Here is a 13,527-nt window from a genome sequence, read left to right on the forward strand (position 1 = left end):
GCGAAGATGGCCCTGATCCCGCACAGGCGATGGGTGTTCGGTGCGACGGCGCTCTTCTTCGCCGTCGCCGCGCCGGCGGCGCAGGCCCAGGATTTCTTCTCGCTTCTGTTCGGCGGCTTCGGCCGGCCCCCGATGATCCGCCCGCCGTTCGATGACGGCCCGCCTGTCGTGCGGCAACGGGTTGAGCGGCCGCGCGCCTATGACCGCGCTTACAGTGGCGACGGTCAGGCGTTTTGCGTGCGTACCTGCGACGGGCGCTACTTCCCGCTCCCGGGCTCCGACAATGCCAGTCGCGCGCAGAGCTGCAACAGTTTCTGCCCGGCGAGCGCGACCAAGCTGGTCTATGGCAGCAGCATCGACAGCGCCGAGACGGAGGACGGAAAGGCGTATTCGGAGCTGCCGAACGCGTTCCGCTTCCGCAACGAGCTCGTGGCGGGCTGCACCTGCAACGGCAAGGATCCCGGCGGACTGGCGCAGGTCAAGATCGAGGACGATCCTACCTTACGCAAGGGTGACATCGTCGCCAGCGACAATGGCCTGATGGTCGCGGGCCGCCCCGACAAACGCGGCGCGTCGCTGCAGTTCTCGCCCGCGCCAGACCGCATCCGTGCCAAGTATGAGCGCGTGCCGGTGATGGCGCGGGAGTGAAGGTCAGGCGGCGCGGATCTTGCCGAGGAAGTCGGTGACCTGGTCGCCGAGCTCGCGGCTCTGCGTCTCCAGCGTCTCCGAGGCGAGGCGAACGTCATCGGCGGCGACCGCCGCGGTATCGGCATCGGCCTTCACGCCGGTGATGTTCTCGGACACGTTTTTGGTGCCCTGCGCGGCAAACTGCGTGCTGCGCGTGATCTCCTGGGTCGCGGCGCCCTGCTCCTGGACGGCGGCGGCAATCGCGGTCGCGACTTCGTTGACCTCGCCGATAATGCTGCCGATGCCCTTGATGGCGTCGATGGCCTCGCCCGCGACTTTCTGGATGTCGGCGATCTGCTCGGAAATCTCCTCTGTCGCCTTCGCGGTCTGGCTCGCCAGCGACTTGACCTCGGAGGCGACCACGGCGAAGCCGCGTCCGGCCTCGCCGGCGCGGGCGGCCTCGATGGTGGCATTCAGCGCGAGCAGGTTGGTCTGCGCCGCGATGGTGTTGATCAGGCCGATCACCTCGCCGATGCGGCCGGCGGATTTTGCAAGTCCCTGCACGGTGCCATCGGTGTTGCGGGCCTCGTTGACGGCACGGCTGGCAATGCCGGCCGCATGCGCCGCCTGCTGGCTGATGTCGTTGATCGAAGCGCTGAGTTCTTCGGAAGCCGCGGCGACCGTCTCCACGCTCATCGACGCCTCGCCGGAGGCCTTCTCGGCGACCTCGACCCGCTCATTGGTCTGGCGCGACACGGCGGAAAGATTGGCGGACGTCGCCCGCATCTTGCCCGAGGCATCGCCGAGCTGTTCGAGCGTCTGGCGCACCAGATGCTCGAACTCGCCGACATGGTTTTCGATCGCCTGCTGGCGGGCGACCGCGCCGGCATTGCGCTCGCGCTCCTGCGCTTCGATGCGAAGCTTGTCCTTGGCCTGTTGCTTGAAGGTTTCGAGGGCACCGGCAAGCGCGCCGATTTCGTCCCTGCGCCCGGCACAGCCGCTATCGACATCGAGGTCGCCGGAGGCAACCTTCAGCATGGCATCGCGGATGTTGTGCAGCGGCGTGATGACGCGGCGGCCGATCGCGATCATGGCGCCGACGGTCAGCGCGATCGCGCCGGCGAGCAGCGTTAGCTGTATGATCAACGAACGCTGCGCCAGCCCATGCTGGGCCGTGGCGTGATCCTTTGCGGCATCGAGCGCTGCTTCCGCGACCGCCACCGCCGTTCCCATCCGGCCCACGGTGACCGGGCTCCACTGGTTCGCGGTCATCTCGGGCTTCTCGCCATTGGCCAGCGTCGTCATCAGCCGGTCGCGCAGGCTTTGATATTCCGGATCGAAATAGGCGGTCTTGGAGGCGGGGATCGCGGCCGCGAGCTTCGCCGGCAATTGCATGCCTGAGGTTGCCACCTCGAGCGCCTTCCAGGCGGCATCGATGCCGCCGACGAATTTGGTGTAGCTGTGGCGGGCTTCCGGCGTGACGCGGCCGGCGGCCAGCGCATTCGACACCAGCACCGAGGCTTCGCCGGCGGTGTTGCGCAGCAGCCAGGCGGTCTGCTTGATGCTGAGCAATTGGTCGATTACGGCGTCCTGATGATTGACATCGGCGGCAAGCGTTGCCGACAATTTGTCGAGCACGTCGAGCAGCGCCTGTGTCGTTGCCAGATACTCCTTCGGCAGTTCGGCGCGGCGCGCCTCTTTCGGCTTGGCCATCTCCTGCCAGAATTCCTTCTGCTCGGCTGTCAGCAACGCGAACAGCCGCTCGAATTCCGCCACCAGGGTCTTCTGCTGGGTCAAGTCCATGGTCTTGAGCTGGGCGAGGCCGTTTGCCATCGCCGGCATTTCGGTATCGCGAAGATCGCGCAGGTATTTTTCGATCTCGGCGTCCATGGGAGCCGCGCCGGTCAGCAGGCGATTGGTGGAGGCGCGATCGGTCCGCAGACTGTGCATCGCCTTGAAAAGGTTGGCCGAGACATCGGCAATCGTCGAAATCCGGCTCGCCACCTGCAGCCGGCCCCAGCTATCCCACGCATTCAGCGAGAAACCGACAACGATGCAAAAGGCAGTGGATAGAATAACAATCTTCAGTAATGCGGATACGGAAAGACGATTCAGCATGTGGCTCCCCCAAAGCTGTCGCCATTTGGAACAATAAGGGTAAAAACTTCCGGAAATGCTGCTGCCGTATATTTACGGGGCACGTTGAAATAACTGAGCTTTCGCAGGCGCCGCTGGGTTCCCTGTCAGGAACCACGCGGCCTTCCAGTCGTTAAGAAAAGGCTAACACGCCATTCACGACGTCCCTGGGGGCCGCATGCTCGTCAGCATACTCATCACGTTTCTTGTCGTTATCCTCGTCCTTTACCTGATCAACCTGCTGCCGCTCGACGGCCGCGCCAAGCAGATCGCACGTGTCGTCGTGATCATCCTCGGCGTGATCTCGCTGTTGAAATACATCGCGGTGTTCTGAGAGCGCACAGAACAAAAAGCCCCGGCGTTGGCCGGGGCGTTTTTGGATGAGTGCCTATCGCAAGCTTCGGAACCAGTCGTCCACATCCTTGTGGATCTGGTCCTTGGCGAAGCCGTAGCGCTGCTGCAGCTTGCCTTCGAGCTGCTCGCGGCGGCCTTCGATCACGTTGAGATCGTCATCGGTGAGCTTGCCCCATTTCTCCTTGGCCGCGCCCTTGAACTGCTTCCAGTTGCCCTCGATCCGGTTCCAATCCATTGCCATCTCTCCGATGCTTCAGTTGAGATGGCCTTCAAACGGATTGATGCCGCACGGGTTCCCTGGAAATCGTGCGGCATCGTGACGGAGAGCCCAAGGATGTCAGTTCAGCCGGCGGCCTTTGCTTCGCGGCGGCGCGCGGTGAGGATGAATTCGGTGTAGCCGTTCGGCTGATCGCGGCCCTTGAAGATCAGGTCGCAGGCCGCCTTGAAGGCGACGCCGTCGAACGAGGGTGCCATCGGCTTGTAGAGCGGATCGCCCTTGTTCTGGCCGTCCACGACCACAGCCATGCGCTTCAGCGACTCCATCACCTGATCCCTGGTGATGACGCCCTGGTGCAGCCAGTTCGCGAGATGTTGGCTCGAAATGCGCAGCGTGGCGCGGTCTTCCATCAGGCCGACGTCGTGAATGTCAGGCACCTTGGAGCAGCCGACGCCCTGATCGATCCAGCGCACGACATAGCCCAGGATGCCCTGGCAGTTGTTGTCGATCTCCTGCTTCACGTCATCCGGCGCCCAGTTCGACTGCGACACCGGAATGGTGAGAATGTCGGAGAGTTTTGCGCGCGGCCCGCCCTTGGCCAGCTCCTGCTGCCGCGCGATCACGTTGACCTGGTGATAGTGCAGCGCGTGCAGCGTCGCGGCGGTTGGCGACGGCACCCAGGCGGTGGTGGCGCCGGCCTGCGGATGGCCGATCTTCTGCGCCAGCATGTCGGCCATCTTGTCGGGCGCCGCCCACATGCCCTTGCCGATCTGCGCATGGCCGGGCAGGCCGTCGATCAGGCCGATGTCGACATTCCAGTCCTCATAGGCCTTGATCCAGGGCTGCGCCTTCATGTCGTTCTTGCGGATCATCGGACCCGCTTCGATCGAGGTGTGGATCTCGTCGCCGGTGCGGTCGAGGAAGCCGGTATTGATGAACATGACGCGCTTGCCCGCATTCTGGATGCAGGCCTTGAGGTTGACCGTGGTGCGGCGCTCCTCGTCCATGATGCCGACCTTGAGCGTGTTCTCCGGCAGCGCGAGCAATTTCTCGACCTCGCCGAACAGTTCACAGGTCAGCGCGACTTCGTCGGGACCATGCATCTTTGGCTTGACAATGTAGGCCGAGCCGGTGCGGCTGTTCTTCACCTTCGACTTGCCCTTGAGATCATGGATCGCGAGCAGGCCTGACACCGCGGCGTCCAGGATGCCTTCCGGGATTTCCTCGCCCTTCGCATCGAGCACGGCGTCGGTGAACATGTGATGGCCGACATTGCGCATCAGGAGCAGGCTGCGGCCGTGCAGCGTCAGATCCTTGCCATCGGGCGTCTTGTAGACGCGGTCGGCATTGAGCGAGCGCGTCATCGTCTTGCCGCCCTTCTCGAAATCGGCCGACAGCGTGCCGGTCATGAGACCAAGCGTGTTGCGATAGACCAGCACCTTGTCCTCGGCATCGACAGCGGCGACGCTGTCCTCCATGTCGAGGATGGTGGAGACCGCCGCTTCGAGGATCATGTCGGCGACCCCAGGCGGATCGTCCTTGCCGATCGGATGATTGCGGTCGATCGTGATATCGACATGCAGGCCATTGTTGACGAGCAGCACCGAGCTCGGCGCTGCCGGATCGCCCTGATAGCCCGCGAATTGTGCGGCTGATTTCAGCGCGGTGGTGTTGCCGTTCTTCAGTTTCACCGCGAGCTGCCCACCGCTGACGCTGTAGGAGCTCGCGTCGGCGTGGCTTCCAGTTGCAAGCGGTGCGGCGGAATCCAGGAATGCCTTGGCTTTCGCGATCACCTTGTCGCCGCGCGCCTTGTTGTAGCCCTTGCCACTCTCGCTCGGGTCATGCGGAATCGCGTCGGTGCCGTAGAAGGCGTCATAGAGACTGCCCCAGCGCGCATTCGCCGCATTCAGCGCGTAGCGCGCATTGGTCAGGGGCACCACGAGTTGCGGACCGCAGATCTTGCCGATCTCTTCGTCGACATTGGCGGTCTCGACCTGCCTGGTCGGCGGCTCCGGGAGCAGATAGCCGATTTCCTTCAGGAAGGCGGTATAGGCGTTGAGGTCGAACTTCTTGCCCTTGTGGGCACGGTGCCAATCGTCGATCTTGGCCTGCAGCGTGTCGCGGAAGGCGAGCAGTTCGCGGTTCTTCGGCCCCAGCTTGGCGATGATGGCGGCGAGCCCCGCCCAGAAGGCATCGGGTGCGATCCCGGTGTTGGGGGTCGCCTCCTTGGCGATGAAATCGAACAGGACAGGGGCGATCTTCAATCCGTGGGCTTCGACACGCGTCATGCTGGGCTTTCCAAGAGAAATGGCGTTTACGGACTGTTTTCGGGACGAAAACAGCAAAAAACGCGCCAAAAGGCGGGCGGTTCAGCGCCCTTTTAGCGCTAAAGCCACGGCCATGAGAAGGGCCCTCCGGCGGGGCCGTTTTAGCCACGCCTGTCATGCCCCGCGCAGGCGGGGCATCCAGTACGCCGCGGCCTCCCGGCTCAAGTAACCGCCCTCTCTGGAATACTGGATCGCCCGGTCGAGCCGGGCGATGACGGCGAGTAGAGCTCGCGGCCTAAATATTCGCCGCGAGGTCGGCGACTTCCTCGAACAGGATGCCGGTCTGGGCCAGCATCCGCTCGATCGCGTCGACTGCGTCCGCGACTGTCCGGCTGGACGTATCGATCGTCAGTTCGCTCGCGCTTGGCGGCTCGTAATCATTGGTGATGCCGGTGAAGGAGGGCAGGCCGCCGGCGCGGGCCTTGGCGTAATGACCCTTGGGATCGCGGCTCTCGCAGATTTCCGCTGGCGTCGCGACATAGATTTCGCGGAACGCGCTGTCGGCGATGCGGCGCGCCGCAGCGCGGTCGGATGCGGCGGGCGAGACCGCGGCGACGATCGCGATATGGCCGTTACGTGCCAGATGCGTAGCGATCTCGGCGAGGCGGCGGATGTTTTCGCTGCGATCCGCCTGCGAGAAGCCGAGATCGCTGTTGAGGCCGGCCCGCAAGGTGTCGCCATCAAGCAGGATCGGCGAGCCGCCACTCGTGAACAGCCGCCGCTCCAGCGCCAGCGCCAGCGTCGATTTGCCCGAGCCGGGCAGCCCCGTGAACCAGAGCACTGCGCCGCTGTGACGATACCGGGCCGAACGCTCGTCGGCGCGCAGGGCGGATGCCACCGGCACGATGTCGACCGGGACGGCGCGCTGGCCGGCATCGACCGACAGCACGAGGCCGCCGCCGGCGATCCGGCCGTTGACCTCGATCACCAGCCGCCCGGTGCGCGGGCTTTCATGATAGGGATCGGCGGCGATCGGTTGCGCCAGCGCGACGTCGATCTCGCCGACGTGGTTGCGTGCGATCGAATTGGTCTCCTCGTTGGAGAGCGCACCGGGATCAACCGCCTTGTCGATCGCGACCACGCTGGCGCGGGTCTCGCGTGTGCCGAGCCGGATCAGGATCTGGTCGCCCTTCGACAACGGCTTGTCGTGCAGCCAGAATATCCGGGCGTGAATGCGGCGGGTGTCGCGCGGGCTCTGGTTTACATGGCCGATGACGTCGCCGCGCTCGATGAAGAGCTCGCGATCGAGTGTGATGCCGACCGAGCGGCCGGCCGTTTGCGGCGTGGTCAGCGGTGTCGCCGGCCAGCTCTCGACCGTCTTGATCTTGGCGATCTTGCCGGCCGGCATGATCACGATCTCGTCGCCGGCCTTCAGGCCGCCGGATTCGATGCGGCCTGCGATGATGCGGCGGTCGTCGAACTTGTAGATCGCCTGCACCGGCAGCCGCAGCGGCAAAGTTTCCGCCGGCCGGGCCGGCTCCAGCGCATCCAGCGCCTCGACCACGCTCGGCCCCTTGTACCAGCCGCTCCGCGGCGTGTGCGCGGCGACGCCGTCACCGTCGCGCGCGGAAATCGGGATCACCGCCGATGGCTTGACGCCAAGGCCAACCAGATGCGCCGATATCTCGTCGCTGATTTCGTTGAAGCGCTCGGCGCTGAAATCGACCCGGTCCATCTTGTTGACGACGACCGCGACCTGCTTGATGCCGAGCAGATGCAGGAGATAGCCGTGTCGCCGCGTCTGGTCGCGCACGCCTTCGAGCGCGTCGATGATCAGTACGGCGCCGTCGGCCTGCGAGGCGCCGGTGATCATGTTGCGCAGGAATTCGGCGTGGCCGGGCGCGTCGATCAGCACCACGTCGCGCGAGCGGGTACGGAAGCGGATTTGCGTGGTGTCGATGGTGATGCCTTGGTCACGCTCGGTCTGCAGCGCGTCCAAGAGGAACGACCATTCGAAGGGCATGCCGCGCCGCGCGCTGACGGCTTTCAGCATTTCGAGCTTGCCGTCGGGCAGGCTGCCGGTCTCGTGCAGGAGGCGGCCGACGAGGGTGGATTTGCCGTGATCGACATGGCCGACGATGACGATGCGGACCTGCGGACGCGTGGTGCCGTTCGGGGTTGCGGAAATCGCGCTGGGAAGAACCATATTCATGGAGGAACGCCTTAGCTCGCTTCTCAGAGATAACCGGCGACACGCAGCCGCTCGAACGCATCCTCGGTCTCATGATCGAGCGCACGGCCGGCGCGCTCCGGCACCTTGGTGTTTTCGAGCTCGGTCAGGATTTCATCGATATCAGAGGCGGTCGACGCGACGGGGAAGGTGATATCGGCATCGCCAAGCGAACGATAGCGCTTGCCGTCCTTCGCCAGATAAAGCGGGATGATCGGGATGTTCTCGCGCCTTGTGTAGGCCCAGATGTCAGCCTCGGTCCAATGCAGGATCGGGTGGATGCGCAAATGCGCGCCTTGCGGTGGCGAAGCGTTGAAATGATCCCAGAATTCCGGCGGCTGGTCGCGCACGTCCCATTCGCCCTCGAGGCCACGCGGCGAGAACACGCGCTCCTTGGCGCGCGTGGCTTCCTCGTCGCGGCGGATGCCGGCGATCAGTCCGTCGAAGCCGTGCTTGACCAGCGCGAGCTTCAGGCCCTCGGTCTTGCGCGCAGCGGAGCGCGCGGCGGGCGGCAGCGTCGGGTCGACACTGTCGATCGGCGGGCAGGGCTCGAGGCGGAGATCGAGATCCCATTCCTTGGCGTAGCGATCGCGGAAGGCATACATCTCCGGAAATTTCTTGCCGGTATCGACATGCATGGCAGGGAAGGGCACGCGGCCGAAGAAGGCCTTGCGCGCCAGCCAGATCATCACGTTGGAGTCCTTGCCGAGCGACCACAACAGCGCGAGCTTCTTCAGTCGCGCGAACGCCTCGCGCAAGATGTAGATGCTTTGTGCTTCGAGCTCGTCGAGATGATCCATCGAGGAGACTGTCGCGGGTGCTTCGACGAGGATTTTGCGCGACGCCTTTATTCCCTCTTGAGGCTCGGAAGCGCGCAAGCGTGCTGTGCCGGATTCATTGTCGAGAAGATGCATCTCTATGCCTTGGCGTTTAGAGGCGAAAATTCTACAGTCGCGAGGCAATAGAGAAGTAATAAATTTCTCTTTGCGGGCGCTTGTCGACACATATATAGAATAAAATTCCAGTCAACCTATAAGTTGAGGAAGCGAGTGGCGCATGCGGTTCTTGCCGGTGTTCCTCGATCTGCAAACGGGCGTGGTGCTATTGATCGGCGCCGGCGATCTCGTGCGCGCGAAATTGCGGCTGCTCGCTGCAGCCGGTGCGCGCATCCGCTGGTTCGCGACCGACGGCAATCATGATGTGAGCGGCATCGATGCGACGCGCGTCGAACTCGCGAAAGGCGATCCGCTTGCTGCCGATCTCAGCGGCGTCATCGCGGTGCTCTGCGCGGGCGCTGGCGATATCGGTGCTGCGATGGCGGCCCGTGCCAAGGCTGTCGGCCTGCCCGTCAATGTGATGGACGATCTCGACCATTCCACCTTCATCTTTCCGGCGATCGTCGATCGCGGCGATGTCGTGGTCGCCGTCGGCACCGGTGGCGCGTCGCCGGTGGTGGCACGCCGCGTGCGCGAGCGGATCGAGGCGGTGCTGCCCGCCCGCATCGGCGATCTCGCGTCTTTCATCGGCCAATTCCGCAAATCTATCCACGCGCGCATCGGCGAATTCGCGCTGCGCCGCCGCTTCTGGGAGCGCATCGTCGACGGCCCGATCGGCGCGCTGGTGCTGGCCGGCAAAAGGGGCGAAGCGGAAAAGGCCTTGCTGCAGATTTCCGATCCCTCCGGCTATGCCGGCGCGACTGCGCTTGGCAAGGCAAAGGGTCATGTGACGCTGGTCGGCGCTGGACCTGGCGATCCGGATCTTCTCACCATCAAGGCACTGCGCGCGCTGCAGGACGCCGATGTCGTGTTCTACGACGAACTCGTATCGCCGGAGATTCTCGATCGCGTGCGCCGCGATGCCTCGCGCATTCCGGTCGGCCGCCGCGTCGGCAAACCGGGCATCGGCCAGGACGCGATCAACAAACTGATGATCGAGGCTGCGAAATCAGGACAGCGCGCGGTGCGGCTGAAGGGCGGCGATCCCTTCGTTTTCGGCCGTGGCGGCGAAGAGATCGAGGCACTGCGCCAGGCCGCCGTTGCCTATTCGGTGATCCCCGGCGTCACGGCGGGCCTAGGTGCCGCCGCGCAATTCGAGACGCCGCTCACCTTCCGCCACGAGGCGCTGCGCATCACCTTCCTCACCGCGCACAAGGCGCGCGACGCCGAGAATGTCGACTGGTCGGCGCTGACAGACAAGAAGATGACTGTCGTCGTCTACATGGGTATGACCGCGGCGCCGACGATCCGCGCCGGCCTGCTGGCCGCCGGCCGCTCGCCGCAAACGCCGGTCGGCGTGTTCGCGCGGGTGACGCGACCGGATGCCAAGGCCGCGGTCGGAACGCTCGAACATCTTCCGTCGCTGGTCGAGAAGATCGATGGCGGCCCCGCAATCCTCATCATCGGTGACGTCGTCTCCCACTCCGCGCCGTGGCGTCATGCCAACCTGAACCAAGTGATCTCGGAACTTTTGGAAGCTGCCGAATGACCTCTCCGCTTGAACAGAAGAAAATCAGAATTACCGGGCCTTCGGTAGTGACCGCCAATCGCACTCATGACGGCGTGGTGATCTATCGCACGCCGCAGCATGGCTGGTCATCGCGGCTAGCGGATGCCGCGATCGTCCGCACTTCCGATGATGCGCGAGCGCTGCTTGCCGAAGCCGTTGCCGACGATGTCGGTGCGATCGGCGCCTACATCGCGCCTGTCGAAATCAAGGACAGCGGAGAGATTGCGCCCGGCAATCTCCGCGAACACATCCGGTCGGAAGGCCTCACCATCGAGCTTCCGGTTCCGGCTTAAGGTTTTCTCTCATGTACGCATATGACGAACTTGACCGCACGCTCCTTCACGAACGTGTCGAAGAATTCCGCGACCAGGTGAAGCGCCGCCTCTCCGGCGAACTCACCGAGGACGAATTCAAGATGTTGCGGCTGCAGAACGGCGTTTATCTGCAGCTCCACGCCTACATGTTCCGCGTCGCGATCCCCTATGGCACGCTGTCAACGAAGCAATTGCGCGCGCTTGCTCACGTCGCGCGCCGCTACGACCGCGGCTACGGCCATTTCACGACGCGGCAGAACATCCAGTTCAACTGGATCAAGCTTGCCGAGCTTCCGGATGCGCTCGCCGATCTTGCGGAAGTCGGCATCCACGCGATGCAGACCTCCGGCAACAACATGCGCAACGTCACCTCCGACCAGTGGGCCGGCGTTGCGCCCGGCGAGGTCGAGGATCCCCGCATCTGGTCGGAGTTGCTCAGGCAGCACACCACGCTGCATCCGGAATTCTCGTTCCTGCCGCGCAAATTCAAGATCGCGATCACCGCGTCCGAGCACGACCGTGCCGCGATCAGGATCCACGACATCGGTCTGCGACTGCACAAGAACGCCGATGGCGAGACCGGCTTCGAGGTGCTGGTCGGTGGCGGGCTCGGTCGCACGCCGTTCATCGGCAAGACCATCAAGCCGTTCGTCCACGGCCGCGACATCCTGAGCTATGTCGAGGCGATCCTGCGCGTCTACAACCAGTATGGCCGCCGCGACAACATCTACAAGGCGCGCATCAAGATCCTCGTGCACGAGCTCGGCATCGAGAAGTTCGGCAAGGAGGTCGAGGAAGAGTGGCAGCAACTGCGCGACAGCGCGCTGACGCTCGATGACGGTGCGATCGAGGAAGTGCGCTCGCGCTTTTCCTATCCTGCCTACGAGAAGCTGCCGCATATGCCTGATGAGCTGAAGCAGGCGGCGCATGATCCGCTGTTCGAGCGCTGGCGCAAGAACTCGGTGTTTCCGCACAAGGTGCAGGGCTATTCGATCGTGACGCTGTCGCTGAAGCCGGTCGGCGGCCCGCCGGGCGATGCCACCGCCGAGCAGATGGATGTGATCGCCGATCTCGCCGATCGCTATTCCTTCGGCGAGATCCGCGTCGGCCATGAGCAGAACCTGGCGCTGCCGCATGTCGCCAAGCGCGACCTGCCGGCGCTGTGGAAGGCGCTCGACAAGGCCGGTCTGGCGACGCCGAATGTGAACCTGGTCTCCGACATCATCGCCTGCCCGGGGCTCGACTACTGCTCGCTCGCGAACGCACGTTCGATCCCGATCGCGCAGGAGTTGACGCGGCGCTTTGCCAATCATGACACCGCGGGCCTGATCGGCCGGCTGCACATCAATATCTCCGGCTGCATCAACGCCTGCGGCCACCACCATGTCGGCCATATCGGCATCCTCGGTGTCGAGAAGAACGGCGAGGAGTTCTATCAGATCACGATCGGCGGCCGTGCCGACGAGAGTGCCGCGCTCGGCACGCTGATCGGCCCCTCGGTGCCCTATGCCGAGGTCGCCGACGTCGTCGAGGACATCGTCGAAGCCTATCTGGCGCTGCGTGACTCCCCCGATGAACTCTTCATCGACACGGTCAAGCGGCTCGGCGTCGAACCTTTCAGGGAGCGGGTCTATGCCACTCGTTAAGAACGGAAAAATTGCGACCGACATCTACACCCACGTCGCCGATGGCGCGGAGATTCCGGCCGACGGCGCGATCCTTGTGCCGGCGGCACGCTTCCTTGAGGATCCCGAGGCGCTGCTGCGCCGGCCGGGCAAGGTCGGCGTGGTCTGGCCGAACAACCGCGATCTCGACGATCTCGTGCCGTATCTCGACCGGCTCGCTGCGGTCGCACTGGTGTTTCCGTCGTTCCGCGACGGCCGCGCCTACAGCCAGGCACGGCTGCTCCGCGAGCGCTATCGCTTCCACGGCGAATTGCGCGCTACCGGCCAGGTGCTGCGCGACCAGTTCGTGTTCATGCTGCGCGCCGGCTTCGACGCGCTCGACGTGAAGAAGGAAAAGGATGCAGACGCCTTCGCGGAGACGGTGAAGCGCTACACCGTGTTCTATCAGCCGACCGGCGACGGCCGAACCACGGCGCTGAGCCGCCGCACGCAATTGCGCCATTCCGAAAGCGCCAGCCCATGAACGCGCTCGCGCCCGAGATGCCGGTGGAGGCGCGAGCGGCGTTGCCGTCGGCGCAGGAGCTCAATCGCGTTCTGCGCGCAGCGACGCCTTACGAAATCATCGAGACGGCGCTGAAGGCGGTCGGCCGCGGGCGCTTGGCACTGGTCTCGTCCTTTGGCACGGAATCGGCGGCGCTGCTGAAGGTGATGGCCGATGTCGATGCGGCCATCCCCGTGATCTTCCTCGATACCGGCTGGCTGTTTGCGGAGACGCTCGCCTATCGCGACACGCTGACCGATGCCTTGGGCCTGCGTGATGTTCGCTCGATCAAGCCGCTCGAGGAGACGCTGAGCCGCGAAGATCCCGAGCGCGATCTCTGGTTCTCTGATCCCGACGCCTGCTGCCGCATCCGCAAGGTCGAGCCGTTGGCGCGCGCGCTGGCGCCGTTCGCAGCGTGGCTCAACGGGCGCAAGCGCTTCCAGGGCGGCGCCCGCGCCGACATTCCCGCGGTCGAGGAAGATGGCGTCCGCCTGAAATTCAATCCCTTCGCCAATGCGACTCGCGAAGAGATCGAGGCGATCTACCGGGACGGCAAGCTGCCGCCGCATCCGCTTGTTACCTCCGGGTACATGTCGGTCGGCTGCATGCCCTGCACCAGCCGCACCGCGCCCGATGAGGATGCGCGCGCCGGCCGCTGGCGCGGCCGCGCCAAGACAGAATGCGGCATTCATACGATGAAGACTTCTTAGG

12 protein-coding genes are annotated in these 13,527 nt (G+C 64.4%); 7 read left to right on the plus strand and 5 right to left on the minus strand.

The window, feature by feature from the left end; translation table 11 throughout:
* Positions 1–6: 6 nt before the first annotated feature.
* Complete coding sequence (locus ACVJGD_RS33520; protein WP_456638211.1) at positions 7–648, plus strand: DUF2865 domain-containing protein; 642 nt, start codon at positions 7–9, stop codon at positions 646–648.
* Between the two features lie 3 nt (positions 649–651).
* Here ACVJGD_RS33520 and ACVJGD_RS33525 read toward each other — a convergent pair whose 3' ends face one another.
* Complete coding sequence (locus ACVJGD_RS33525) at positions 652–2,745, minus strand: methyl-accepting chemotaxis protein (protein WP_456638212.1); 2,094 nt, start codon at positions 2,743–2,745, stop codon at positions 652–654.
* Positions 2,746–2,941: 196 nt separating this feature from the next.
* On the opposite strand from ACVJGD_RS33525, the gene ACVJGD_RS33530 reads away from it, so the two are divergent.
* Positions 2,942–3,097 (plus strand): Thivi_2564 family membrane protein, encoded by a 156-nt coding sequence (locus ACVJGD_RS33530; RefSeq protein WP_152535447.1) that lies wholly within the window; start codon positions 2,942–2,944, stop codon positions 3,095–3,097.
* Positions 3,098–3,151: 54 nt separating this feature from the next.
* Here the strand turns inward: ACVJGD_RS33530 and ACVJGD_RS33535 are convergent, their stop codons facing one another.
* The 4 genes from ACVJGD_RS33535 to cysD form a co-directional block, all read right to left on the minus strand.
* On the minus strand, positions 3,152–3,352 hold the full coding sequence (locus tag ACVJGD_RS33535) for a CsbD family protein (protein WP_027579253.1): 201 nt from the start codon (positions 3,350–3,352) through the stop codon (positions 3,152–3,154).
* A gap of 107 nt (positions 3,353–3,459) precedes the next feature.
* Complete coding sequence (locus tag ACVJGD_RS33540; RefSeq protein WP_456638213.1) at positions 3,460–5,622, minus strand: malate synthase G; 2,163 nt, start codon at positions 5,620–5,622, stop codon at positions 3,460–3,462.
* A gap of 274 nt (positions 5,623–5,896) precedes the next feature.
* Positions 5,897–7,813 (minus strand): adenylyl-sulfate kinase, encoded by a 1,917-nt coding sequence (gene cysC / locus ACVJGD_RS33545; protein WP_456638214.1) that lies wholly within the window; start codon positions 7,811–7,813, stop codon positions 5,897–5,899.
* 23 nt (positions 7,814–7,836) lie between these two features.
* The gene (cysD, locus tag ACVJGD_RS33550; protein ID WP_456638215.1) at positions 7,837–8,631 is read right to left on the minus strand and encodes a sulfate adenylyltransferase subunit CysD; all 795 of its coding nucleotides are present in this window, start codon (positions 8,629–8,631) and stop codon (positions 7,837–7,839) included.
* 256 nt (positions 8,632–8,887) lie between these two features.
* Here cysD and cysG point away from each other — a divergent pair, with 256 nt between their 5' ends.
* The 5 genes from cysG to ACVJGD_RS33575 are packed head-to-tail and all read left to right on the plus strand — an operon-like array spanning position 8,888 to position 13,526.
* The gene (gene cysG, locus ACVJGD_RS33555) at positions 8,888–10,315 is read left to right on the plus strand and encodes a siroheme synthase CysG (RefSeq protein WP_456638216.1); all 1,428 of its coding nucleotides are present in this window, start codon (positions 8,888–8,890) and stop codon (positions 10,313–10,315) included.
* Complete coding sequence (locus ACVJGD_RS33560; RefSeq protein ID WP_456638217.1) at positions 10,312–10,629, plus strand: DUF2849 domain-containing protein; 318 nt, start codon at positions 10,312–10,314, stop codon at positions 10,627–10,629. The genes cysG and ACVJGD_RS33560 overlap by 4 nt, the downstream gene beginning before the upstream one ends.
* A gap of 11 nt (positions 10,630–10,640) precedes the next feature.
* Positions 10,641–12,296, plus strand: a complete 1,656-nt coding sequence (locus tag ACVJGD_RS33565) for a nitrite/sulfite reductase (RefSeq protein ID WP_456638218.1) — start codon at positions 10,641–10,643, stop codon at positions 12,294–12,296.
* Positions 12,283–12,798, plus strand: a complete 516-nt coding sequence (locus ACVJGD_RS33570) for a DUF934 domain-containing protein (RefSeq protein ID WP_456638219.1) — start codon at positions 12,283–12,285, stop codon at positions 12,796–12,798. The genes ACVJGD_RS33565 and ACVJGD_RS33570 overlap by 14 nt, the downstream gene beginning before the upstream one ends.
* The gene (locus ACVJGD_RS33575) at positions 12,795–13,526 is read left to right on the plus strand and encodes a phosphoadenylyl-sulfate reductase (protein WP_456638220.1); all 732 of its coding nucleotides are present in this window, start codon (positions 12,795–12,797) and stop codon (positions 13,524–13,526) included. Before ACVJGD_RS33570 ends, ACVJGD_RS33575 begins: the two co-directional genes overlap by 4 nt.
* The last annotated feature ends 1 nt before the right edge of the window (position 13,527 follow it).

The organism is Bradyrhizobium sp. USDA 10063 (assembly GCF_054063735.1).